The sequence below is a fragment of the Cystobacter fuscus DSM 2262 genome, assembly GCF_000335475.2.
Classification (GTDB): Bacteria; Myxococcota; Myxococcia; order Myxococcales; family Myxococcaceae; genus Cystobacter; species Cystobacter fuscus.
In genome coordinates, this window is the sequence record NZ_ANAH02000001.1 from 511,855 (window position 1) to 535,701 (window position 23,847).

Genomic DNA, 23,847 nt, shown 5'->3' on the forward strand with positions numbered 1-23,847 from the left:
CTTATACGGTCAGGGGCTCTCGCCGCGCCAGAGGTCCTCGACGCGCTCGCGCTCGCGCACCACCCGCCATGCACTCCCGTCAACCATCACCTCGGCCGGGCGGGGTCGTGAGTTGTAGGTGGAAGCCATGCTCATGCCGTAGGCCCCGGCGCTCATGAAGGCGTACAGCTCGCCCTGCTGGGGCAGCACCAGCGGTCGCTGCCGGGCCAGCACGTCGGTGGACTCGCACACCGGCCCCACCACGTCCACGTCCACGGCCTTGCCCCGCCGCTGCACCAGGGGCTGGAGGCCATGGTGGGCGTCATAGAGCGCGGGCCGCATCAGATCGTTCATCCCCGCGTCCACCACCACGAACTGCCGCGCGGGCGTCTTCTTGCGGAAGAGCACGCGGGTGAGCAGCACGCCGGCATTACCCACCACCGAACGGCCGGGCTCGAAGACGAGCGTGGCGCCCGTGGACCCCACCGCCGCGAGGATGGTGCGCGCGTACTCGGCGGTCGAGGGCGGCTTCTCCTCGGTGTAGGTGATGCCCAGGCCGCCGCCCACGTCCAGGTAGCGCAGCCCATGCCCTTGCGCCTTGAGCTCCTGGTAGAGCCCGCCCACCTTGGTGAGCGCCGCCTTGAAGGGCGCGGTCAGGGTGATCTGCGAGCCGATGTGGCAGTCCAGACCCACCGCCTCCAGGCCCTTCATCTTCCGGGCACGGGCGTAGAGCCCCACCGCCTCCTCGAAGGGGACGCCAAACTTGGACGTCTTCAGGCCGGTGGCGATGTAGCGGTGGGTGCGCGCGTCCACGTTGGGGTTGACGCGGATGGCGAAGGGGGCGCGCCTGCCCTGGGCCCGGCCCACCGCATCGAGCAGCTCCAGCTCCTCGGGGCTCTCCACGTTGAAGAAGAGGATGCCGGCGGCGAGCGCCGCGGCCATCTCCTCGGCCGTCTTGCCCACACCGGCGAACACCGTCTTGCCCGGCTCGCCCCTGGCCGCCTTCACCCGGGCCAGCTCTCCACCCGAGACGATGTCGAAGCCACTGCCCTCCTCCGCCAAGAGGCGCAGCACCGCCAGCGTGGAGTTGGCCTTCACCGAGTAGCACACCAGGTGCGGGTGCTCGCCGAAGGACTCCGTCACGGCCCGGAAGTGCGAGCGCAGCGCGGCGGAGGAATAGACGTAGGTGGGAGTCCCCACCGCCTCGGCGATGGCGGGCAGGGGGACGTACTCGGCGTGCAGGACGCGCTTGCGGTAGGTGAAGGCGGTCACGGGGTTCCAGCGTCCTCGGGAGGGGGGGCCGAGGGGGCGAAGGGACCGCGCCCCGCCTCGGCCGGAGCCTGCGTCTCGGTGGTGGGCGGAGCGGACGGCGGCAGGGGGGGCCGGGCCGGCCCCTTGATGCCGCAACCCGCGAGCCCCCACAGCCCCGCGAGCACCCCACCACCGAGCACCACGACGAGCACGCGCGAGCGTTGCATGGAAGCGCCTTCCTAGAACCGGATGCCGATGGTGCCGCGCACGGCGTGGGCCGTCTTCAGCTCGGTGATCTGCAGGCCCGTGCCCGTGTTGTAGTCCTGCAGGCCGCTGAGCGGGAAGAGCACGGACCAGTCCACGCGGGCGATGAAGCCATCCTCCGTCTCGTACTTCGCGCCCAGGTTCGTCTCCAGACCCAGGGGCCGGTCCGTGAAGGACGGCGTGGACTGGGGGTAGATGGCCTGCGAGTAGATGGCGCTGCCGAAGACGTCGAAGCCCTGGGTGAGCGTGTAGCGCAGGGTGGGCTTGGCGTAGAAGGCATCCGTCACGGTGCCGATGAGCTCGCGGAAGAGGATGTTGTCCACGCGGTAGGCGCGGTTGAAGCGGAAGTTGCGCAGGTAGCTGTCGGCGCAGTCGGTGCCGCCGCAGCGGAACTGCGGACCATCCGCGTCACCCGGCTGGGTGAAGCCGCCCGGACCCGAGCCCCGCCGCCCCGGGTACGCCCCGAAGCCCGGCGCCCGATCTCCCGACGCGAAGCCCAGCTCGAGCTGGATGTTGAGCTTGCCGTTGAGCAGCCGGTACTCGCCCACCGCCGCGCCACCGAACTCCGCCACGGTGAGCGACTGGCTCTGGTTGGGATCCTCGACGCCGGGAGCCGAGGGCGTGTTCTGCCGGCTGCCGATGGTGCCCAGGTAGGCGGCCACCTCGAACTCCACGCGGAAGTTCTTCTCCTCGTAGCGCAGCCACACGTCCGGAATGACGAGCGAGGCGTTGCGCGGCACGTAGGTGCTGTTGCCCACCGAGCCGTCCGGGTTGAGCACCGCGCCCGAGCCGTTGAGCCCCTCGGACGAGGACTGCTGGCTGCGGTAGCTCACGTGGAGGCCGTAGTTGAGCACACCCTGGTTGTTGTCCAGCTTGGCCTTCACCTGCTGCGGCGTGTCGCGCCGGGCCACCGCCAGCACGAAGCTGTGCACGTCGTCCGTCTTGGACACGTCCACCGGCTCGCTGTCCGGCCCGTTCGGATAGGCGTAGCGGCCCTCGTTGTTGAACTCGAACATGGGCGTCACGTAGAAGCCCTCGAGGGGCTCGGTGACAAACATGACCCGGTCCACCTGGTCGCCGAAGTCGCACTCCAGGCAGTTGCCGTCGTTGCGCAGCAGGCCCAGACCCCAGTGCGCGTTCATCCGGCCGAAGCGGAGCAGACCCACCGGCGTGGACACCTCGCCGTAGACCTCGCGCACGGAGAACGCGTCGCGCAGGGCGTTGAGGCCCGCCCGGGGCGACGTCTGCCGGTCATTGAAGAGATCGAACAGGTAGTAGCCGTCGCTCGGGAAGCTCGTGGACGGCGTGGAGCCGAGCAGCAGGTTGTCCAGCACGTCGAACTGGGCCTTCACCCGCACCTCTTCCGAGATGTTGAAGGTGGGCTCCAGGCGCAGGCGCATGTCGGCGCCCGACTGGGTGCGCTCGTTGGTGCGCGGCGAGGGGAAGAGCCGACGCTCCTGCTGCTTGCCCAGATCGAACTGGTAGTAGAGGTTGGGACGCAGGCGGAAGTAGCCATCCAGCGTGAAGAGCTCCAGCTTGCGCTTCTCCTCCATCCACTCCTCCTGCCAGTCCGAGGCGAGGGATTGGGTGGCGAGCTGGGCGCGGATCTCCTCGCGCATCTCCTGCTTGGCGGCTTCCACGCGCCGCTCCACCTCCTGGCGGATGCGCTCCTCGGTGGAGTCGGTGGGCTCCAGGGAAGAGGGCGGCGTGGCGGGCTGGGCGCTCTCGGGCGCGGGGGCCGGCGAGCCCGTGGGGGGCGTCTCCGGCGTCTGCGCGGCGGCCGTGGCGGAGGCGACGAGGAGCGCCGCCAGCAGGGCGTTGGACGACATAGGGGATTCTTCTCCGAGGCCGCGCGATTGCGGCGGGTGCAAAGGGCGGGCGAGTCAAGCGGAGTGCGTGGGGGGTGTCAACGACGGCGAGCGGTCCGCGCGCCGCGTTCCGCCCGGGATTCCGGGGCTGGGCCCGAGGGCTGGCACGAGGGACAGAAATGGGTGGTGCGCCCCCCCTGGGTCACCGACTCCACGGTCGTTCCACACCGGACACACGCCGTCCCGGCGCGGCCATAGACGAGGAAGCCGTTGCGGCCCCCCTCCTTGAGGTAGCGCACCTCCTCCTCCGCCTGCTGCTCCTGGAGGCCGAAGTCGAGCGCGGCGCGAACCCCCCGGGCCAGACGCTTCCACTCGGCGTCGGTGAGCGAGGCGGGCGGGCGCGAGGGGTGCAGGCCCGAGCGGAAGAGCGCCTCGGCGGCGTGGATGTTGCCCAGCCCCGCCACCCTGCCCTGGTCCATCAGGGCCACCTTGAGCTCCTGCTTCGAGTTGCCCACCGCGTCCCGGAGCCGCGCGACGTCGAGGCCATCGGCGAGCGGATCGAACCCCAGGGCCTGGATGGGCGCGAGCGCGTGCAGGTGCGAGGCGGGACACGTCTCCATGCGTCCGAGCATGCGCGCGTCGGCGAAGTGGACGACGTCCTTGGAGTCCAGGTGGAAGCGGGCCCGGCTGTAGGGCACGGGGGCGTCCGGGGGGCGGCGCACGAAGCGGCCCGACATGCCCAGGTGCGCGAGCAGTCCCCGATCTTCCTCGAAGGAGAAGAGGAGGTACTTGCCGCGCCGCTCGAGCGAGAGCAGCCGGCCCCAGAGGGAGGCGAAGTCCTTCCAGCGCGCGCCCCGGAAGATCCGGGTGTCGTCCGCTTCGGCCTTCACCACACGGCGACCGTCCAGCCAGTGGACGAGGTGGCGCCGGGCGATCTCGACTTCGGGAAGCTCGGGCATGGCGTGCGCGCAATACCACCTCGGGGGGAGCGACCTCACGTCTTCCGTCGTCTGCTACCGTTCATGCCTCGCGAAGCGAGAGGACTCGATGAGCTATCCGAGGGAACTGGTCGAGGCGATCCGCAGACACCAGGTCGTCCCCTTCGTGGGGGCAGGCATCAGCATGGGCATCAAGCCGGGGCTGTTCCCCTCCTGGCCCAGGCTCCTGGAGGGTCTGGTCGAGCGGATGCGCGAGGAAGCCAGTCCGGAGGACACCATCGCGGAGGTGCGCCAGCGCATCGACCAGGGGGACTACCTCACCGCGGCCGAGCGGGCCTTCCAGGAGCTGGGGGCCTACCGCTTCAACCGGTTCCTGCGCGAGCGCCTCCGCCACAAGCGGCCGGACGACGTGGATCTGTCCGTGGTCCAGGCCCTCTGGGAACTCCAGCCCCCGGTGGTGGTCACCACCAACTACGACGACGTCCTGCTGTGGGGCCGCGGGGACGCCGAGCCCGTCTCCAATGACCAGGACGACGAGCTGAACCTGTTGGACATCCAGGCCTCCCCCACGGACCCTCGCGTCTGGCACCTGCATGGCACCATCCACCGGCTCGCCACGCTGGTGCTCGCGGGCGCCGACTACAAGCGCCTCTATGGGGACTCGGCTCAGCCCGCCAGCTACTCCCACTACACGAGCGCGCTGGTCCGCCTGCGCGAGTGGATCCGCTCCAGGCCCTTTCTCTACATGGGCTTCAGCTTCAGCGACCCCTACGTGCTCAAGCAGCTCGAGCATGTCATTGGCATCACCCGGGGGCGGCAGGTCCCCAGCTTCGCGCTGATGAAGAAGGGACAGATCGATCGGGGGGCGCTCTGGCCGAAGTACAACATCCAGATCGTCGAGTACGAGGACCACGGAGCACCGCTGGCGGAGACCCTGCTCGGACTCGCGCGGGCGGCCTTCGGCGCCAGCCCCGCCCCCGCCCCCGTGCCGCAATGGCCGCCCGTGATGCCCGCCGCCGCGCCCGGAGCCTTCACGTCCAGCCACATCCCCGCCTCCGCGCCGCAAGCGCCGCCCGTGATGCGCGGCTCGAGCCCCGCGGCGTTCTCGTCCGGCCCGCCTCCCGCACCGGTGCCGTCCCAGCCCTCCGTGGCCCGGCCCGCGCTGGAGGAGGAGTACACGCGCATCCTCCGAAGCCAGCACCGGCTGGTGCTGCTCGCACCCGAGGATGGCGGGGCCCGCTCACTCGCCCGGGGCGTGGCGGCACGGTATGGGGAGCACGTCACCTGGCTGGCGCCCCCCAACGTCCCCGACTGCACCGAGGCCGAGTACTGCCGGGCGCTCCTGGGAGAAGCCTACGTCAAGGGCTTCGACGCGCTGGTGGAGCACCTGCGCGAGAAGGCCGAGCGGCTCGGGCGCGAGCACCTGATCGTCCTGCGCAACGAGTGGGGTCCGTTCGAGCACCTCAAGCGGCTCGGCAACACGCTGCGCCGGATGATGGACGAGCCCTCGCCGGTGGACTTCCACTTCCTCATCGCGGGAGGCGAGCGCTCGGCGTGGATCCTCCACAACGTGAAGAGTTTCTCCGTGTTCACGGGAGCCCCCCGGCGCGAGGTGCCGGACCTCACGGTGGAGGAAGTGGGGCGCTATCTGGCCGCCCTGGGTGAGGACGCGGCACGCCACGCGGCGGGCGTTCACGAGGCCACGGGAGGTCATCTGGGGCTGCTCCGGGAAGCCTTGAGCAGCGAAGGGTCGCGCGACGCGGATGCGATCACGGCGCGGCTGGCTCGCAGCCCCTCGCTGCGAAGCACGGTGCAGGAGCGCCTGCTTCAGGACGAGCGCAATGGCTACCGGGGGGAGCGCAGTTGCCACGCCGTGCTCGGGAAGCTACTCGCCGGACAAACCGTGGAGGCGCTGGAGCCGCTCGACCACCGGGTGGAGTACCCCGAGGTTCGATTGTACTTCGCGGGACTGGTGCGTGCGGACGCACAGGGGAGGACCGTGCCGCGGTGCAAGGCCGTGGAGCACGTGGCTCGCGAGGCGCTGGCGCGGCAGGACGTGCGCCCGTGAGCCCGTGGGTGCTCGGTGCGGCCCTCGCGCTCGTGGTCTCGGTGACGCAGGGAAAGACGCGCGAAGAAGTGCTCGTCCCGGAAGGAGAGCCCGCGAGCATCCTGGAGGGGGCAAACTGGTTGCCCATGGGAGATGTCTCCTCTGTCTCGTTCAGCCCGGATGGGTATTCCCTGGCTTCGGGGTTAGGCGACACAACGGTGCGGCTGTGGGACGTGACCACTGGGCGCGAACTGCGTCGCTTCACGGGACATACAGGAGCGGTGATATCCGTGGCACTCAGCCCCGATGGTCGCACCCTGGCCTCGGGCTCCTCCGACAAAACGGTGCGACTGTGGGACGTGGCCACTGGGCGTGAACTGCGTCGCATCGAGGGACATGCAGAAATAGCAACGGTGATGTCCGTGGCATTCAGTCCCGATGGCCGAACCCTGGCCTCGGGAGGCTTCGATAAGACGGTGCGACTGTGGGACGTAGCCACTGGGCACGAGTTGCGGCGATTTGAGGGGCACCCCACCATGGTGGTGTCCTTGGCCTTCAGTCCAGACGGCCGCACCCTGGCTTCGGGAGGTGGGTACGACAATACGGTACTGATATGGGAGGTGGCCACCGGCCGCGAGTTGCGCCGTTTCGAGGGACATCACAGCTTTGCGGTGTTCGTAGCATTCAGCCCGGATGGGCGCACCCTGGCCTCGGGGGCAGATGATGTGCGGCTATGGGATGTAGCCACTGGACGCGAGTTGCGTCTCCTAGAGGGACACACCTCTAGTGTCAGGTCCGTAACCTTCAGCCCGGATGGGCGAACCCTGGCTTCGGGGGCAGATGATGTGCGGATATGGGATGTGGCTACTGGACGCGAGTTGCGCCGCTTGGCGGGGAACATCGCCACATTCAGCCCGGATGGGCGCATCCTGGCTTCAGGGGCATATAACAGCACAACGCATAACAGCACAACGCAACTATGGGACGTAGCTACCGGGCACGAACTGCGTCGCCTGCAAGGACACACCTCTGGTGTGCAGTCCGTGGCTTTCAGCCCGGATGGGCAAACCCTGACTTCGGGGACCACCGACAGAATGGTGCGACTGTGGGAGCTGACCACCGGGCACGAACTCCGCCGATTGGAGGGGCACACCAAAGCCGTGCTGTCTGTAGCCCTCAGTCCAGATGGGCGCACCCTGGCTTCAGGGTCGGACGACAATACGGTACAACTGTGGGATGTGGCCACCGGTCGCGAACTGCGCCGCTTGGCGGGGCATACCAATCATGTGCTGTCCGTGGCATTCAGTCCAGATGGGCGCACCCTGGCTTCAGGGTCTCATGATTATACAGTACGACTGTGGGATGTGGCCACCGGTCGCGAACTGCGCCGTTTGGCTGGGCATACCTTTTGGGTGCAATCCGTAGCATTCAGTCCAGATGGGCGCACATTGGCGTCGGGGGCAGGAGACAAGACGGTGCGTCTATGGGATGTGGCTACCGGGCGCGAACTGCGCCGCCTGCAAGGACATACCGGCATGGTGGTATCCGTGGCATTCAGCCCAAATGGCCGCATTTTGGCCTCGGGGGGCAGCACCTTGGCCTTGACGCCAGAAGACAAAACGGTGCGTCTATGGGACGTGGCTACCGGGCGCGAACTGCGTCGCCTGCAAGGACATACCGGCGTGGTGGCATCCGTGGCATTCAGCCCGAATGGCCGCATCTTGGCCTCGGGGGCGGAAGACAAGACGGTACGCCTATGGGACGTGGCCACCGGGCGCGAGTTGCATCGCATAGAAGAACATACAGCCAGTGTGCTAGCAGTGACCTTCAGCCCAGACGGGCGCACCCTTGCGTCTAGTGATGAAGCAGGAATCATCCGGCTGTGGTCGCACGTCGATGGGCAGCCCACAGGAGTCCTGATCGGGGGACAAAACGGATGGCTGAGCCAGATTGGTAATCAACCCGTCTTTCGTCACGACGATGGCCATTTCTTATACCGAAAGCTTGAGGATGGAAGGCTTGAGCCCGTTCTACCCCCTAGGAGGGAACTTGAGCCACGGCTCTCCAGCCAAACCACGCTACAGACCGTTCCGGGAGATTTCGGAGACCTGGGTGAACTCGCACTGACTGTCGCCAACGAAAAGGGCGCGGGACGTGCGTACTGGATCCGGATCGAGCCCGTCGAGATTCCCCCCGGACTGGTCCTGCTCCCGCCCGCGCCCCTCATGCGCCTGGAGGCAGGCGACTCCGTGCCACTTCGAGTAGGGCTCTCATACCTGAGGCCCGAGGGCGCGCCCTTCCCGGATTCCTCCAAGACCCGCCTCAGACTCGTCATCAAGCTCGTCCATGCCTTTGGCGAGGGACCCACGGTCGCGATCCCCCTTCAGCTGAAGACGCCCGAGCTGAAGCTGGAGCAGGAGCCCCGCATCGAGGACAAGGTCCTGACCGTCATCCTCAAGAACACAGGGACGCAGTCCACCGGGCAGCTGGTCATCCGCGGTGCATTCGGCCCCCCGTCATCCACGCCCCGGACGGAACAGACCTCGAACGCTCAGGCACCCGTGCAGAGGGAACAGACGCTCGTACTGGGACCCGGCCAACAGGAGCGAGTCCCATTCGCCATTCCGGAGGCCCTCCTCCCACTCGACAGCATCTCCTTCCAGCTCACGGCGAACTACGAGCGCTGGCCGCGGGAATGGAGCTTCTCGGCCCCAGAGGTGCGAGCCCCCGTCCCTTATGCCCTGTATGGCGCCCTGCTCCTGGGAGCCATGCTGCTCGTCTCGGGCGTGTACTACGCGCGCGTCTACCGGCATCCCGTGGTGGTGCAGGCTGCGGCCACCCCCGCCCTGCTCAGGACATACCCCCTCGGGGACACGGAGCGCGCGGACCTGGCCCTGCGGCGTGCACGGCGCCGTGACGCCACCCTCACCGCCGCGAGCATCCCCTTGCTTCGCTGGGAGCGCCTGCTCCGAGGCGCAAGGCATCCCTCGGAGGTGGCCGCCGCCTTCACCGAAGCGCTCGGCGCCCGGCTCGGCGCTCCCCTCGGTGAGCGAGCCTGGGCCCTGGAACTGCCCCCGCTGCGCTTGCGCTTCACGCGACAGACGGCCCTCCTCGTCCTCGATGGACCCCGAGTCGAGTCCGGTGAGGCCCAGCGGATGATGACGGACGTCTTCCAGGACGGACGAGGTCCCAGTCAGGTGCTCGTGCTCGACCGGACCCAGGCCCAGAACGCCTCCCAGGTGTTCAAAGAACTGCCCCAGGTGCGCGCCGTCGCCCTCTCCGCCGATCGGCTCCGGGATCTGCTGCTCGCCGAGAATCCCTCCCGACTGCTGGAGTCCAGCATCGCCGAGCAGGTCGCCGTCTCGGAGCTGTCTCCCTATCAGGTGTCCGGTGGCGTGAAGGACGACCACCTGTTCTTCGGCCGCGAGCGCGAGGTGCGTGTCATCGCGGATCGGACCTTGCGCAACTTCTTCGTGGTGGGCCAGCGACAGATGGGCAAGAGCAGTCTCCTGCTTGCCGTCCAACGTCGGCTCCAGGCCCGCCCGAACGTGGACGTGCGCTACACCGTGCTCGACGGCGCGGACCTGCACGACCGACTCGCCCGTGAGCAGAAGGATTTCGCGGCGGGGAACTCGCTCCCCGCCTTCATGGATCTCGCCGCAGGAACGACATCCCGGCCCCGGCTGTGGCTCATCGACGAAGCGGACGAGTTCATCAAGGCGGATGCCCGGGCAGGATACCCGGTGGTGCAGGCCATGCGCGCTCTGTCCGAGGAAGGCCGGGCCTACTTCGTCCTCGCGGGCTTCTGGGACTTGTACCGGGCCGTGGTGCTGAACGAGCGGCAACCGCTGCGCAACTTCGGCGAGCATCTCCGGCTAGAGCCACTGGACGCGCGCTCCGCGCTGGCGCTGGTCACCGAACCGCTCGCCGCCCTGGGACTGCCGTGGGATGCACCCACCACGCCCGAGCACCTGCTTCAGCAGGCCGGGTGCCGGGCGAACCTGCTCGTGCTCGCCTGCAAGGCGCTGGTGGAGACCCTGCCCCCCGAGGCGCACGTGCTCACCCGCGCGCATCTGGAGCGTGTGCTGCACGAGGACAAGGATCTGCGCGATCAATGCCGCCGCTGGCGTGGAGACCACCCACTCCATCGGGCCGTGGTCCGCCAGGCACTCCTGCTCGAGCGCCCCACCCGGGAGGAAGTCCGGCAAGCCCTCAAGGCGCGGGGAGCCAATATCTCCTCCGTCGACTTCGACGAGGCCATGGACCACCGGGAGCTGAGCTACGTGCTGGTGCCAGATGGAGAGGGCCGTCTGTATTGTCCCGTGCCACTCATGCGGCGCTACATCGAATCCGAGCGCGGACTGGAGACAGGACTCGCCGAGGATCTCGATGACCTCCGCCGGGGCTTCTCCGAGGTGCCTCCGCCGGCCTGAGGTGCCCAAGGGGGAGTGACGTCCCCTCGGGGAGCGAGGAAGCCCCGCTCGTCACAACGCGCCCGCGCCACCTCTGCCCAGAGGGCACCTGTCCCGGGAGATACGGAATGCGGCGTTGGGCGCGAATGATGGCCATGAGTTGGGGACTGGTCTGCCTGGGGAGCATGGGGGCCGCGCCGCCCGCCCGGGGAGCGGACGGCCCAGCCGCTTCCCTCCCGGACTCCGAGGAGCCCTTTCTGGGCGTCGTCATTCCCAATGACTCCGTGGACGTGAGTGCCCGCTTCGACTCGCGGCTGGAGCGGGTGGACGTCGAGGTCGGCCAGTCTGTCCGCCAGGGGCAGGTGCTCGCACGGCTCGACACGCGCGCACTCCAGCAGGAGTTGGCCGCGGCCGAGGCCGCTCTCCTGGGTTCTCGTGCCGAGGAGCGCGCCGCCTCGCTCGCCCTCTCCGAGGCCCGTGCCAGGAAGCGCCGCTACTTCACCCCGAGCTCGCTGAAGCTGGGCGTCTACTCGAGGGAGGAGCTGGACAAGGTGAGCTACGAGGAGAGCGCCGCCGCCGCCCGCTCTCAGGCGGCCCGGGCCCAGACGCTCCAGCGCCAGGCCCAGGTGCTGGGGCTGAAACAGAACCTCGACGACGCCACGCTCGTGGCGCCCTTCGATGGCGTGGTGGCCTCCCGGCTCGTCGGCCCCGGCACCCGCCTCGCCGCGGGGCAGCCCATGCTCCGGCTGCTCGGCAGTGGCGAATGGAGGGTGCGCTTCGCCGTGACCGAGGCAGCGGCAGGCGGGTTCCAGCCGGGCATGCCCGTGGAGCTGAAGGTGATCCAACGAGACCTCTCCCTCGAGGGGACCGTGGAGAACATCGCGCCCGAGGTGGACGCCGCGGCCCGACTGGTCTTCGCCACCGCCACGTTCAGCCAACCCCCGCCCCGCGAGGTCTCCACGGGCCTGCTCGTCCACGTCCGCTCGAGAGCCCAGCCACGGGCCGGAGGCAAGAGCACGGACGGCTCCGCGCCGACGGGGGCAACACCCTGACCATGGAAGCCACCCAGCGAACGCGCATCTTCCGTGAAGAAGCCCTGCGCCATCACGAAGGCACACAGGAGGAGGGAGACCTCCTGCGCATCTCCCCGAAATGGACGCGGTGGACGTACTGGGTGCTCCTCGCCCTGGTCCTCGCCGCGGCCCTCTACTCACTGCTCGGCACCCTCCCCGAGTACGCCTCCGGCCCCGCCATGGTGAAGGTCGAGGGCCGCGGAGAGCTCACCGTCGAGTCTCCGGGCATCGTCGCCTCGGTGGAGGTGCGGCCCGGACAACGGGTGGAGGCGGGCCAGCCCCTGGTGAGATTCCTCTCGCGGGAGGAGACAGCCACCCTGGAGCGCATCCAGCGCGAGTTCGAATTGCAGCTCGTCCGGGTGCTGCAGAACCCCGCGGATGAGGCCGCGCGCCAGGCGCTCACCTCGCTGCGCGCCGAGCGCGAGCTGGCACAAGCCCGTCAGCGGGCCCGCACGCTGCGAGCACCGCGCGCCGGAGTGGTGAGCGCCCTGAAGGTGCGCGAGGGTCAGTATGTCAACCCGGGAGAGAGCGTCGCCTCCATCACGGGGGACGAGGTCCGCGTGACGCTGGTGGCGCTGCTGCCCGGCGGCTACCGGCCGAGGCTCGAACCGGGCAAGCCGCTGCGCGTGGAGCTCAACGGCTTCAGCCACGAATACCAGACGTTCACCATCCAGTCGGTGGGAGATCAGATCCTCGGCCCCAACGAGGTGCGCCGCTACCTGGGCGCGGACCACGGGGATGCCGTGACCCTGGAGGGGCCCCTGGTGGTGGTGAGGGCGAGCATTCCGGCGACCACGTTCAGCATCAAGGGAAAGACCTTCAACTACTTCGACGGGATGCTGGCCCAGGCCGACGTCCGGGTGCGCACGGAGCGCATCCTCGTCACGCTGATTCCAGGTCTGAAGGGAGCACTGGGACATGAAGACTGAAGCTGCCCGGTCTCCGGGTCTCACCGAGCGGTTCCCCGCGCTGCGCAACCTCCACGCGCGGGGCCGCGAGCGCCGCATCCCGCTCGTGCGCCAGCTCTCGGAGCTCGAGTGTGGGGCCGCCTCCCTCGCCATGGTGCTCGGCTACCACGGCAAGCCGGTGCGCCTGGAGGAGGTGCGTCAGGCGATGGGCGCGGCGCGCGACGGAGTGTCCGCGCTGGACATCCTGCGCACGGCCCGCGCCTTCGGGCTGCGAGGGCGCGGCGTCTCCGTGGACGAGGAGGCGCTGACGTACCTGCCCGCCGGCACCATCCTCCACTGGCGGTTCTCGCACTTCGTCGTCTTCGAGAAGCTGGGACGGGAGGGCGTCCACCTGCTCGACCCCGGCCTCGGTCGGCGCAAGGTCTCCCTCGAGAACTTCCGCCAATCCTTCACGGGCGTGGCGCTGCTGCTCGAGCCGAGCGAGCACTTCGAGACGGGCAAGAAGCCACGTCCCCGCTCCGCCGCGAGGTACGCGCTCGAGGTGCTCCAGCACTCGCACGTCCTCCAGCGCATCATCGTCGTCTCGCTCGTCCTGCAACTCTTCGCGCTGGCGGTGCCGGCGCTGACAGGGCTGATCATCGACCGCGTGGTGCCCAGGGGGGACGAACACCTGTTGCTGGTGGTGGGCCTGGGTTTCATCTCCCTCGCGGGTTTCCAATTGCTCACCACCCTCATCCGCGGCCACCTGCTGCTCGAGCTGCGCACGCGCATGGACTCGAGCATGACGCTGGGCTTCCTGGAGCACCTGGTGGGCCTGCCCTACTCCTTCTTCCAGGTGCGCGCGGCGGGCGATCTGATGCAGCGGCTCAACAGCAACGCCACGGTGCGGGAAATCCTCTCCTCCAGCACGCTCTCCTCGCTCCTGGATGGCGCCCTGGTGGTCCTCTACCTCGTGGTGCTGTTCGTGGTGAGCCCACTCATGGCGCTCATCGTGCTGGGGCTGGGTGCCCTGCAGATCCTCGTCCTCGTGCTGTCCACGCGGCGCCAGCACGCGTTGATGTCGGAAGGCCTGGAGGTGGAGGCGAAGAACCAGAACCAGCAGATCGAGATGCTCACCGGCATCCAGACGCTGAAGGCGTTCGGCGTGGAGCACCAGGCGGTGCAGCGCTTCTCGGAGAACTTCGTCAACGTGCTCAACGTGTCGCTGAGCCGGGGCCGGCTGACGGCCTGGGTGGACGCGCTCACGGGAACGCTGAGGCTGATAGCGCCGCTGGTGCTGCTCACCGCCGGAGCCCTCCTGGTGCTCGATGGAAAGATGACGCTGGGCGCCATGATGGGGATCAACGCGCTCGCCGGGGCGCTGTTGGTGCCCCTGGCCAACCTGGTCACCACGGGCTCCCAACTGCAATTACTGCACAGCTACATCGAGCGCATCGACGATGTCTGGGAGACGGCGCCCGAGCGGGACGCGTCCAGGCCCGGCCGAGCGGTGGGACTGAAGGGAGGCATCGAGCTGGACCGGGTGTCCTTCCGCTACGCGGCCATGTCGCCGCTGGTGGTGCAGGACGTGTCGGTGCGCATCGAGCCCGGCCAATCCGTGGCGATCGTCGGTCGCTCGGGCGCCGGGAAGACGACGCTGGCCAACCTGCTGCTCGGCCTGTATCTGCCCACCTCGGGGCGCGTCCTCTTCGATGGGGAGGATCTGACGGAGTTGGAGCTGCACTCGGTGCGCGGCCAGGTGGGTGTGGTGCCCCAGGAACCGACCTTCTTCAGTTCCACGCTGCGCGCCAACATCGCCATCCGTGACATGGCCGCCCCGCTGGAGCCCATCATCGAGGCGGCCCGCCTGGCCCAGCTCCACGACGACATCATGGGCATGCCCATGGGTTATGACACGCCCCTGGTGGATCGCGGCGCCTCGCTCTCGGGTGGCCAGCGACAACGGCTGGCACTGGCCCGGGCGCTGATGCACAGGCCCGCGGTCCTGCTGCTGGATGAGGCCACCAGCTCTCTCGATGCCATCACCGAGAGCCGGGTGCAGCGCGCGCTCGCCTCGCTCCCGTGTACCCGCGTCATCATCGCCCACCGGCTGAGCACCGTGGTGGACGCGGATCTCATCCTGGTCATGGACGAGGGCCGCCTGGTGGAGGCGGGCAGGCACCAGGAGCTGCTCCTGCGAGGCGGCATCTACGCGGAGCTGGTGCGCGCCCAGATGCGTCACGGCGAACGGGTGGAGTGAGACGCCGCTCTTCCCGATCCTCGTCCTGGTCCTCGCCGCCCGGCGCCTCTTTCAGGAAGCCCCGCTCCGGCACGAGCAGTCCAGACAGCCGCTCGCGGCACACGCGCCACAGGTGTGCTGGAGCCGCGTCTTGAGCGCCTGACGGGCCCGGTGCAGGCGGACCATCGCGTTGTTGGGGGTGACACCCGCCTCGTGCGCCACCTCGGAGACGGAGTGCTCCTCCAGGTCCACCCGCCGCACCATGCGTGCGTACTCGGGCTTGAGCGTGGGCAGCACGCCATGCAGGCAGGCACACACCTTCGAGCCGGCCCCCGGCTCCGGCTGCACGGCGAGGGGCTCCCGGGCCTCGCGCTCGAGGGCCCGGGCTTCCGCGGACCGGTGCCGGTAGTGGTCGGTCAGGGCATTGCGCAGCAGGCGGTAGAACCAGGCCACCGCGCGCTCCTCGTCCCGCAGCGCCGCGCTCTTCTCGAGTGCCTTGACGTAGGCGGCCTGGAGCAGTTCCTCCACGACCGCCTGGCTGTCCACCCGGCTCGCCAGGAAGGAGGCGAAGCGTTCCCGGTTGTCGAGCAGGGTGCGCAGCACCGCCTCGCGCACCGGGTCGGTGTCGGACGCGGCGTTGGAGGCGGGAGGAGGGCTTCGCATGTCGACCGGGGGGAAATGGACTCGCGCGAGGAGCATATAACCCGGAGACGAACCCGCCGCCCGGGCCTTACAGGGAGCAGCGACTCCAGCACCGCTCAGGCGCGAGTGGCCAACGCTTCCCTGCATGCACCAGGAGGGGAGGACGGCGCTCCGGGCGGAGGAAGGACCCGGGGCGCCGTCGGCGTCACATCAACGCTCGGCTTCGGCGTCCGACACCAGGGCGGAGCCCGCCGTGCCCTTGGCCAGCTCGGCCACGTAGGCCGCGGCCAGCTTCACGAACTTGACCGAGTTCTGCGCGCTCCCGGCCGACTGCGTGAGCGTGTCGCTCGAGGTGTGGATGTACGGGTTGTCCTGGCCCATGAGCGCCTCGAAGGGGATGGAGGCCGCGTAGCCCTGGTTGTACCAGGAGGCGTGGTCCGAGCAGCCGTAGCCGCAGCGCGTGGAGGTCGAGGTCACCCCGGGCAGGTACTTGGAGATGAGGCTGGAGAGGAAGGAGTTCTGCGCGGCGTTGGTGTAGTCGGACACCAGGACGATGTCGTAGCTGGAGCCGCGGTAGTTGGTCATGTCCAGCTGGAGCACGCCCACCACGTTGATGCCGCTGCTCTTGTGCTGGGCGGCGATGGCGGCCGAGCCCTTGAGGCCCACCTCCTCGGCGGCGTAGGCCATGAACTTCACCGTGCGGGCCGGCTTGTAGCCCTTGAGCATGGCCACGCGGATGACCTCGGTGAGCGAGGCGATGCCCGAGGCGTCATCGTCCGCGCCCGGCGCGCTGGCCGTGGAGCTGCTGCCGTTGATGGAGTCCAGGTGCCCGCCGAGCACCACCACCTCGTTGGGCAGCGTGGTGCCCTTGATGGTGAGGATGACGGACGGCTGCAGCCAGGAGGAGTGATTGAAGAACGCCACCGACACGTCGCTGCGCGAGCCGGCCAGCGCCGTCCACTGGCTCTTGAGCCACGTGGCCGCGTCCGCGCCCGACTGCACGTTGTAGCGGCGCGACGTCCACTTCGTGGACAGCGAGGTGATGGTGCTGCGGATGCTCGTCTCCTGGACGCTGCCCAGCAGCGCGTTCACCGTCGTCGCGTTGTCGATGGTGTAGCTGATGAGGGACTGCACCGGCTTGGGCGAGGCAGCTCCCTCCACCGCGGCCAGCGCCTGCTCCTCGGAGTCATGGGCGATGAAGCCCGCGCACCGGTTGAGCTTGTCGTGCATCGCCGAGGCCAGCGTCTCCAGCTGGGACTCGCGCACGCGCATCACCGCGACGCCACCCTTCTCGCGCGTCACGGTCGGCGCCACCAGGCCCTGCCCCTGGAACGAGGCCAGCGCCGGCTCCAGCGCGTCCGTCCCGATGGTGATCCACACCTCCTTGTCCTTCTCTCCCGCGAACGCGGGGGTGGTGCACATCAGCAACAACGCGGCCGCACCGAACTTCATCGTCCTCATACGCTGCTCCTCGGCGGTGGATGCTTCCTCTGTTTTTGATTCCGTGAACCGGTTCTGTCCCAATTCGCCGGAGGCGCCCTTTTAGCTGTTTTCACGGAAATCAGCCATACGCATCGTGAGCACAAGCCATTCTTGGGGCGAGGACTTCAAAACAGTTCGACGTTCCTGTGAGGCTACCGTGTGAGCGTTCAGGGAATAAGGCTCACGCCGCCTCGGGGGCGTATGACTTGTCACCATGACAATCACGAGCGCGCTTCCAGGCTTCCCGCCACGAATCGTCTGACACCTTCACGCGGCCTTCGCGCCTTCGCGGGAGGGATTGTCGCCGATGAACCGCAACCACATGGGCTTTGCGTTTGGGTTCAATGACAGCCCCAACGTGCGCCCCTGGAAGGCCGTCGTGCCCGTGAGCGAGGCCACCACCCCCTGGCCCTGGGCGTCGAAGGCCACGTCCGCGGCGCCGCCAGCGCCGTGACACACCCGGGCAAACGGTTGACCCACCCGACCGGGCGCTCCCGAGGGGGTGAACTTCGTGGCCCGGGGGCAGGACGAAAGGTGGTCGTCTGGCCGGCAGAGATCCCCTCGCCCCCTCGAATTGGGCTACAAGGGCGCGGCTCAAGGGGCGCGGCTCTCGGATGATCTTCAACACCCTCGCGTACTTCCTCCTGTTCCTCATTCCGGCGGCCCTGCTCTTCCGGCTCCTGCCGCCCGGTGCCAGACCGTGGATGTGCACCCTCTTCGGCGCGCTCTTCTTCGTCTACTTCTCGTTGACGGAGTCCGGTGGCGCCGTGGGCGCGGCCTGCCTCGCCATCTTCGCCTGGGAAGCGCTCTGCAGCCGCCTCTACCGCCCGGGCTCGTGGCTGTGCCTGCTCGGCGTGGTGCAGAGCGTCTTCTTCCTCGCGGTGTTCAAGTACTGGAACTTCTTCACCGGGCTGGCCTTCGGGTCCCGGGAGACGAATCCGTTCTACTGGGAGGGGGCCTTCCTCCCGCTCGGCATCTCGTTCTTCACCTTCGAGTTCATCCACTACGCCGTGGACCGCTACCGCGACAAGACGAGGACGGGGAGCCTCGGCCAGTACATGGCCTTCATCCTGTTCTTCCCCACCATGGTGGCCGGACCCATCAAGCGCTACCAGGACTTCCTGCCCAAGCTGGAGGCGCCGAGCACCGACTGGCGCACCGACTGGGAGCGCGGCACCACCCGCATCCTCTGCGGCCTCGCCAAGAAGTTCGTCATCGCCGACACCCTCACCGCGATGACCGTCCACCTCAACCAGGCCGATCTCGCCGTGGCCCACCGGGCCATGCTGCCCGTGTGGCTGCTCGCGTACGGGATGCAGATATACTTCGACTTCTCGGCCTATTCCGACATCGCCATCGGCTCCACGCGCCTGTTCGGCATCAAGGTTCCCGAGAACTTCGACTGGCCCTACCTGTGCACCAACATCGCCGAGTTCTGGCGGCACTGGCACATCTCGCTCTCCAAATGGCTCACCGACTACGTCTACATCCCGCTCGGCGGCTCGCGGCGCGCGCCCGTGCTCGTCTACGCCAACCTGATGACCACCATGCTGGTGAGCGGCATCTGGCACGGCGCGGGCACCAACTTCGTCGTGTGGGGGCTGTGGCACGGAGGGCTGCTCGCCCTCCACCGCCTCTGGTCGCGCTGGCGAGGCCCCCGCGAGGGCCCTCCGTCCTTCGCCGGCCAGGCGCTGAGCTGGGCGCTCACCTTCGTCATGGTCAATCTGGGCTGGGCGTTCTTCTGCATGGACCTGCCCACGGCCCGGTTCTTCTTCCGCCGGTTGTTCCTCGGGTGAGGTGAGACGATGAAGACACCGCCGCGACTCAAGGAGAGGCTCGAGTACCTGGGGGGCGTCACCGACGCTCCCCCCGACGGCATGCGCCCCCTGTCCCCCCTGGCGCTGGGGCTCTTCTGGGGGCTGCTCATCTGCGCCATCCTGGCCTTCTCGGGACAGGCGTCCAAGTTCATCTACATCGACTTCTGACCATGACCCGAAGGCACCTGCTCCCGTCCGTTGTCACCGCGCTCGCGGTGCTCCTCGTGTTCAACCTCGCCGTCACGATGGCGACCCGGCTGACCGCGAGACGTCAGTTCCTCGCCCGCCTCGACAACGCCCCACGAGACACCCGGCTGCTCTTCCTGGGCAACTCCCTGCTCGAGGACGGAACCGACCTCGCCGCCTTCGCCGCGGCGTGGAGCCCGGCCGGACAAGCGCCCGCCTCGTTCAACGCGGCGCTCCACGCGACGACGCCCGTGGAGCACGCGCTCGTCCTGAAACAGGCGCTCCCTCGGCTGCCCCAGGTGCGGGACATCGTCTACGGCTACTTCGACGATCAGCTCAGCCTCCAGTCCAACACCGGTTGGCGAGACATGATCAGCAGCCGCGCCCTCGCCTACTCCTTCCCCGAGGATGCCGCCGCGCTCTACGCGCCCGGCTCGTGGGAGACGGCGTGGCGCTTCCGCGCCATGTCGCTGATGCCCATGCTCGCCGAGCGCACCACCATCTGGTCCAAGGTGGAGACGCTCCGCAAGGCGATGGGTGCCTGGGGCATGTCGGCCGGCACGGCCCCGAAGCAGGAAGATCTGGAGGAGCTGGCCCGGCGGCTCGGCCGCGTGGTCCAGGAGGACCGGGGGTTCTCCGCGGCCGTGAAGGAGCTCTTCCGCCTGGCCGAGACCCGGGGCGCCCGGATGGTCGTCGTCGCGATGCCCGACGGGCGTCCGCCCGGGTTCCACGACGGGCCGGCCGCACGCGCGCTGCGCGCCTACAACCGCGCGAAGGTGGAGGCGGCCCACGGCCTCTACATCGACGCGAGCCAGTGGGTCACGGATCGCAAGTACTTCAAGGCGGACGGAGTCCACCTGAATCCAGAGGGCGCCCGGCTCTTCAGTGAGCAGCTCGGGCGGGAGCTGTCGCGCGCGCGCGGCCTCGATCGCTCCAGCGATTGAGGCCGCGGCACGCGGACGGCTAGGCCGCCTTGATCGCCGCGGTCACGCGAGAAGGACGAACCGGGACCTGAGGTACCGGCCTGGGGACGGCGGCCACCTGGTAGCACAGGGTCAGCAGCTGGTCGCAGGAGCGATCCCAGTTGAGCCGCCGCGCATACGTGGGGCCCTCCCGGGTGATGCGCTCACGCCACGCGGTATCTCCCACCACCCGGGTCAGCGCCGCGGACATGTCCGAGGGGTCGTAGGGATCGCAGAGGATGCCCAGCTCTCCGACGACCTCGGGCAGGGCGCCGGTGTTGGAGACGACCACGGGGCGGCCCATGGCCAGCGCCTCCAGCGCGGGCAGACCAAAGCCCTCGCACAGCCCCACCGCGATGACCGCGGAGGCATCGGCGAGCAGCCCGGGGATGAACTCGTCGGCCACGAAGCCGAGGATCCGCACGCGCCCCTCGAGCTTCAAGCGCTGGATCTCCGCGCGGATGCGGGCCTCACCGCCCCAGTCCGCTCCCACCAGGGCGAGCTGGTGGGTGTGGCGCACGGGAGACGCGGCATAGGCCTGCAACAGCCGCAGGTGGTTCTTGCCCGGATGCTCCAGGCGCGACAGGTAGAGCAGGTAGTCACCGCTCAGGTCCGTATGGGCGCGCGCCCGCGCGATCTGCGAGGGATCCGGCGTGTGGAAGCGGTCGGTGTCCACGCCATTGGGAATCACGTGGAGCCGCTCGGGTGAGTAGTCGAGGATGCGCGCCACGTCCGCGCGGGTGGACTCGCTGACCACCACCAGGGCCGACAGGGACGAGAACGCCCGGGGCAGCAGGTTGCGCACGTAGCGGGTGCGCAGCCCGTCGTACTTGTTCGGGACGTTGAACTGGGCGAGATCGTGGACCACGCCCACCGAGGGAAGGCCGAGCCGCAGCGGCACCCGGCGGTTCGCCGCGGGCAACAGCAGCGCGTCCGCCCCCGCCGAGCGCGCACAGGCGCCCACGCGGGTGAGATACCACGAGGCACTCAGCACCGGCTTGTCCAGCATCGAGGGCAGCACCACCCGCCTCGCGTCCGCGAGGACCCCCTCATACGCTTCGAAATCCCGCGGGGTACCGAGCGCCACCAACTCGCCACCGGACGCACGCAGCGCCCGTCCCAGCCTCGCCAGCACCGCGCGAGTATACGTACCAATTCCGGAGCGGCCCCAGTCGGTTCCGCCCAGCGCCATTGCCAGCCTCATGCGTCTGCCTCTCCCACCTCTACCGCAATGAAATCGCCAGGCCCTGGTATCCGGGCCGCACCGGCCCCTTCATCCCTTCATCACCGGAAGCAAGAGCTCCGGACTGTCCTGGTCCAAGGGATGACAGTTTCGTTATCGCAAAGTAAATACCTGATATAAAAAACCGGGTCCAGTGTGCCTGGGACGTTGAACATGTAGCAAACCAATAAAGATTTTGGAAACTTCCGGGGATGTTTGTCACGGCCCGAGTCACCGCGCGCGCCGAGGCGCTTCCCCAGGAAAGTCCACCCCGTCGCCCTGGAAAAGTCATCCAGGAGACAAAGCAAATGGCACGCCATGGGCGGCTCGCACCCGGCGGCTCAGACGCACACCTTCGAAGATACGAGCTCCAATGAAAGTCCGAGGGGGACTCGCTCCTCCTGATGAGCCAGCCTCCTGACAGCATTGTCCTCGGCTGGAAGGTCTGGATCGGACGGCGACGGAAAAAATCTCCGCGCGCGGGGACGGGGCCCGTTGGGAGTGCCCAACGGGCGCCACCGACCCCGTTACCGCCGCCCGCCCAGCCGCTGCTCGGAATCCAGGGGGTACGACTCCTTCACGACGCCGCGGACAGGGGACAGGTCCGCGTGGGACAGGGAGGGGCCCCAGAAGTCCGAGTCATCCCCCACCCGATCGCGCAGCAGGGCCAGCTCGGGCCCCAGCCCGAGCACCACGAGGCCGATGCCGTCCTCCCGGCCGAGCAGACGCCGCAGTCCGGTGAACTCCAGCGCGGCGTGCGCCCCCGCATCCACCAACACCACCACCCGGGCACTCTCGCGCGAGGCACGCCGCAGCGCCTGGACGCGGTCGGTCTCGTCCCACAGCCGCAGGAAGGGCATCCGCGGGCGCAGCGCCTCCACGAGCTCGGCGGCGCTCGCGCTCCGCGCGGGATCCAGGGGCAAGAGCAAGGTCGTCCCCTGCGCCTGCTCTCCGCGCGAGGCGAGCTCCAGGACGAGGTTGCGCAGTTCCTCCGGGGCCTGGGGCCACGACGAGGAGGCGAGCACGGGGGCCTTCGCCCAGAAAGCGATTTCCGACGGGGTGCGCAGCCGCAAGCCCCGCAGCTCCTGGCCGACGACGAAGAGCACGGCGAGCAGTCCCGCGAGCAGCGGGAACGCGAGGGCCACCTTGCGGCGGGACGACTGGGCCGCATAGGGCGGGGGCACCGGGCTGTTGAGCACCCGGAGCTCGGAGGAGGGCTGACGCACCGCCGCCTCGAGCTCGGCCTGCTCCGCCTTGAGCTTGCCCAGTCGCTCCTCGGCGAGCCGCACGTCCGCCAGCAACAGGTTGGCCTCGCCCTCCAACGCCGTGAGCTGGAGGACGCGCTCGTTGAGGGACTCCTGCAGCTTGGAGTAGGACTGCAACTTCTTCTGCGCCGCCTCTCCATCGATGGAGGTGCGCGTGAGCTGCTCCTGCAGCACCAGGAACTCCGGATTGGCCCCCACCTGCCTGCCCGTCACGGTGTAGGCATCCGCGGGCGTCTGCTCCAGGGCCTCCACCGAGGCCTGGAGTCCCTGGACCTCGGGGTGCTCCTGGGAGAGGCTCGCGCGGCGGGCGGTGAGCAGGGCGCTCAGCTCGGCCAGCTTCTGGCGATCCGCCTGGACCTGGTTCTCCGTGAGCACGAGCTGGGCGGGGGCCTTCTGGACCGCCGAGCGCAGCAGACTCGCCTTCGCCGTGGTCGAATCCGCCTCGGCGCGGCTCTTGTGCATCTCCGAGCGCAGCAGGGCCAGCTGGTCGATGGCCGTCTGGCGGTCGAGGGTGAAGTCCACCACCTGGTGCTGGGTACGGAAGCCGTCGTAGCGCTCACGGGCGGAGGTGAGCTGCTTGTGCATCTGCTCCACCTCCTCCTTGAGGCCCTTGAGCTTCTCCTCCGTGCGCGTCCGGGCGATCCGCACCCGCGCATCCAGGAAGACATCCGTCACGGCCTGGGTGAAGCGCGCGGCCTCCTCCGAGTTGGCGCCCGAGCCCGAGATGGTCAGGACGTTCGACTCGTTGGAGACGACGCCCACGCGGATGCGCGCCCCCACATCCTCGAGGGAGTTGCTCAGCTTCAGCCGCTCGCGGACCTGCGCGAGGTTGCCCGGCAACTTCACCGAGCTCGTCAGGGTCTGCAGATCCCGGGCGGGCGTCGAGGAGCGCGCCACCGGCTCCCAGACCAGCACCGACTGGGCCACGAACTCCCGCGGCGCCAGGAAGAACGCCACCACCAGCCCCACCGGAATGCTAAGCACCACGGCCAGGGCGATCAGCCGGGCCCTCCGGCGCAACGCCCACGCGAGCCGCACGGGCTCCAACGGCAGGCCGGGCCGCTGCTCCAAGCCCGCATCGGTCACTTCACCCTCAACTGGCGCGAACACGCGTCACCCCCTGCTCATTGACACCTTGTGTCCTCGCCCCAAGGTCGAGGATCTTCTGCTTTCTACTGGAGGTCTGCATTGTTTCGCCTTCCACTACCACACAACAGATGCCACGAATCGCGTGGCGTGTTTCTTGCCTGGAGATTGAGGTCATCGATGTCGCGTCTGCTCACACTCGCCCTTGGCGCCTGGCTCGTCCTTCCCGCGTGCGCTCATCTGCCACGCGCACCCACCACGCCCTCGGAAGATCCCGGCTTCAAGCA

17 protein-coding genes and 1 pseudogene are annotated in these 23,847 nt (G+C 68.7%); 9 read left to right on the plus strand and 9 right to left on the minus strand.

Features of this window, described 5'->3' with window-relative positions; translation table 11 throughout:
- Positions 1–9: 9 nt before the first annotated feature.
- The 4 genes from lysA to mutM form a co-directional block, all read right to left on the minus strand.
- Positions 10–1,251, minus strand: a complete 1,242-nt coding sequence (gene lysA / locus D187_RS01945; RefSeq protein WP_002623209.1) for a diaminopimelate decarboxylase — start codon at positions 1,249–1,251, stop codon at positions 10–12.
- Positions 1,248–1,457 (minus strand): hypothetical protein, encoded by a 210-nt coding sequence (locus D187_RS01950; RefSeq protein ID WP_002623208.1) that lies wholly within the window; start codon positions 1,455–1,457, stop codon positions 1,248–1,250. The genes lysA and D187_RS01950 overlap by 4 nt, the downstream gene beginning before the upstream one ends.
- Before the next feature lie 12 nt (positions 1,458–1,469).
- Complete coding sequence (locus D187_RS01955) at positions 1,470–3,323, minus strand: TIGR04551 family protein (RefSeq protein WP_002623207.1); 1,854 nt, start codon at positions 3,321–3,323, stop codon at positions 1,470–1,472.
- 77 nt (positions 3,324–3,400) lie between these two features.
- Positions 3,401–4,261: a bifunctional DNA-formamidopyrimidine glycosylase/DNA-(apurinic or apyrimidinic site) lyase gene (gene mutM / locus D187_RS01960; RefSeq protein WP_002623206.1), complete on the minus strand. Its 861-nt coding sequence runs from the start codon at positions 4,259–4,261 to the stop codon at positions 3,401–3,403.
- Positions 4,262–4,349: 88 nt separating this feature from the next.
- On the opposite strand from mutM, the gene D187_RS01965 reads away from it, so the two are divergent.
- From D187_RS01965 to D187_RS01985, 6 genes and pseudogenes are all read left to right on the plus strand, one after another.
- Positions 4,350–6,308 carry an SIR2 family protein gene (locus tag D187_RS01965; RefSeq protein ID WP_002623205.1) on the plus strand — a complete coding sequence of 653 codons (1,959 nt, stop codon included), beginning with the start codon at positions 4,350–4,352 and terminating at the stop codon, positions 6,306–6,308.
- 125 nt (positions 6,309–6,433) lie between these two features.
- Positions 6,434–8,164: pseudogene (locus tag D187_RS59160) on the plus strand (WD40 domain-containing protein); the annotation flags it as partial.
- A 372-nt stretch (positions 8,165–8,536) separates the two neighbouring features.
- On the plus strand, positions 8,537–10,720 hold the full coding sequence (locus tag D187_RS57380) for an nSTAND1 domain-containing NTPase (RefSeq protein WP_020917726.1): 2,184 nt from the start codon (positions 8,537–8,539) through the stop codon (positions 10,718–10,720).
- A 134-nt stretch (positions 10,721–10,854) separates the two neighbouring features.
- A complete protein-coding gene (locus tag D187_RS01975) occupies positions 10,855–11,751 on the plus strand; it encodes an efflux RND transporter periplasmic adaptor subunit (RefSeq protein ID WP_245591581.1) in 897 nt (298 codons plus the stop codon).
- A gap of 2 nt (positions 11,752–11,753) precedes the next feature.
- Positions 11,754–12,701, plus strand: coding sequence for an efflux RND transporter periplasmic adaptor subunit (locus tag D187_RS01980; RefSeq protein ID WP_002623200.1), 948 nt, complete (start codon positions 11,754–11,756; stop codon positions 12,699–12,701).
- On the plus strand, positions 12,691–14,919 hold the full coding sequence (locus tag D187_RS01985) for a peptidase domain-containing ABC transporter (RefSeq protein WP_002623198.1): 2,229 nt from the start codon (positions 12,691–12,693) through the stop codon (positions 14,917–14,919). The genes D187_RS01980 and D187_RS01985 overlap by 11 nt, the downstream gene beginning before the upstream one ends.
- A gap of 51 nt (positions 14,920–14,970) precedes the next feature.
- On the opposite strand, the gene D187_RS01990 is transcribed toward D187_RS01985, so the two are convergent.
- The 3 genes from D187_RS01990 to D187_RS02000 form a co-directional block, all read right to left on the minus strand.
- Positions 14,971–15,561, minus strand: a complete 591-nt coding sequence (locus tag D187_RS01990) for an RNA polymerase sigma factor (RefSeq protein WP_051256169.1) — start codon at positions 15,559–15,561, stop codon at positions 14,971–14,973.
- 189 nt (positions 15,562–15,750) lie between these two features.
- Positions 15,751–17,001, minus strand: a complete 1,251-nt coding sequence (locus tag D187_RS01995) for a M20/M25/M40 family metallo-hydrolase (protein ID WP_051256170.1) — start codon at positions 16,999–17,001, stop codon at positions 15,751–15,753.
- Between the two features lie 288 nt (positions 17,002–17,289).
- Positions 17,290–17,502 (minus strand): hypothetical protein, encoded by a 213-nt coding sequence (locus tag D187_RS02000; RefSeq protein WP_155893112.1) that lies wholly within the window; start codon positions 17,500–17,502, stop codon positions 17,290–17,292.
- Between the two features lie 134 nt (positions 17,503–17,636).
- Here D187_RS02000 and D187_RS02005 point away from each other — a divergent pair, with 134 nt between their 5' ends.
- Genes D187_RS02005 through D187_RS02015 form a run of 3 tightly spaced genes read left to right on the plus strand, consistent with a single transcriptional unit; the run spans position 17,637 to position 19,969 of the window.
- Positions 17,637–18,818, plus strand: a complete 1,182-nt coding sequence (locus D187_RS02005; RefSeq protein ID WP_002623194.1) for an MBOAT family O-acyltransferase — start codon at positions 17,637–17,639, stop codon at positions 18,816–18,818.
- Positions 18,819–18,827: 9 nt separating this feature from the next.
- Positions 18,828–19,007, plus strand: a complete 180-nt coding sequence (locus D187_RS02010; protein ID WP_002623193.1) for a hypothetical protein — start codon at positions 18,828–18,830, stop codon at positions 19,005–19,007.
- A 2-nt stretch (positions 19,008–19,009) separates the two neighbouring features.
- The gene (locus D187_RS02015; protein ID WP_002623192.1) at positions 19,010–19,969 is read left to right on the plus strand and encodes an SGNH/GDSL hydrolase family protein; all 960 of its coding nucleotides are present in this window, start codon (positions 19,010–19,012) and stop codon (positions 19,967–19,969) included.
- Between the two features lie 19 nt (positions 19,970–19,988).
- On the opposite strand, the gene D187_RS02020 is transcribed toward D187_RS02015, so the two are convergent.
- Positions 19,989–21,191 (minus strand): glycosyltransferase family 4 protein, encoded by a 1,203-nt coding sequence (locus tag D187_RS02020; RefSeq protein WP_081713518.1) that lies wholly within the window; start codon positions 21,189–21,191, stop codon positions 19,989–19,991.
- Between the two features lie 545 nt (positions 21,192–21,736).
- Positions 21,737–23,560 (minus strand): GumC family protein, encoded by a 1,824-nt coding sequence (locus tag D187_RS02025; RefSeq protein ID WP_002623190.1) that lies wholly within the window; start codon positions 23,558–23,560, stop codon positions 21,737–21,739.
- Positions 23,561–23,847 lie beyond the last annotated feature (287 nt).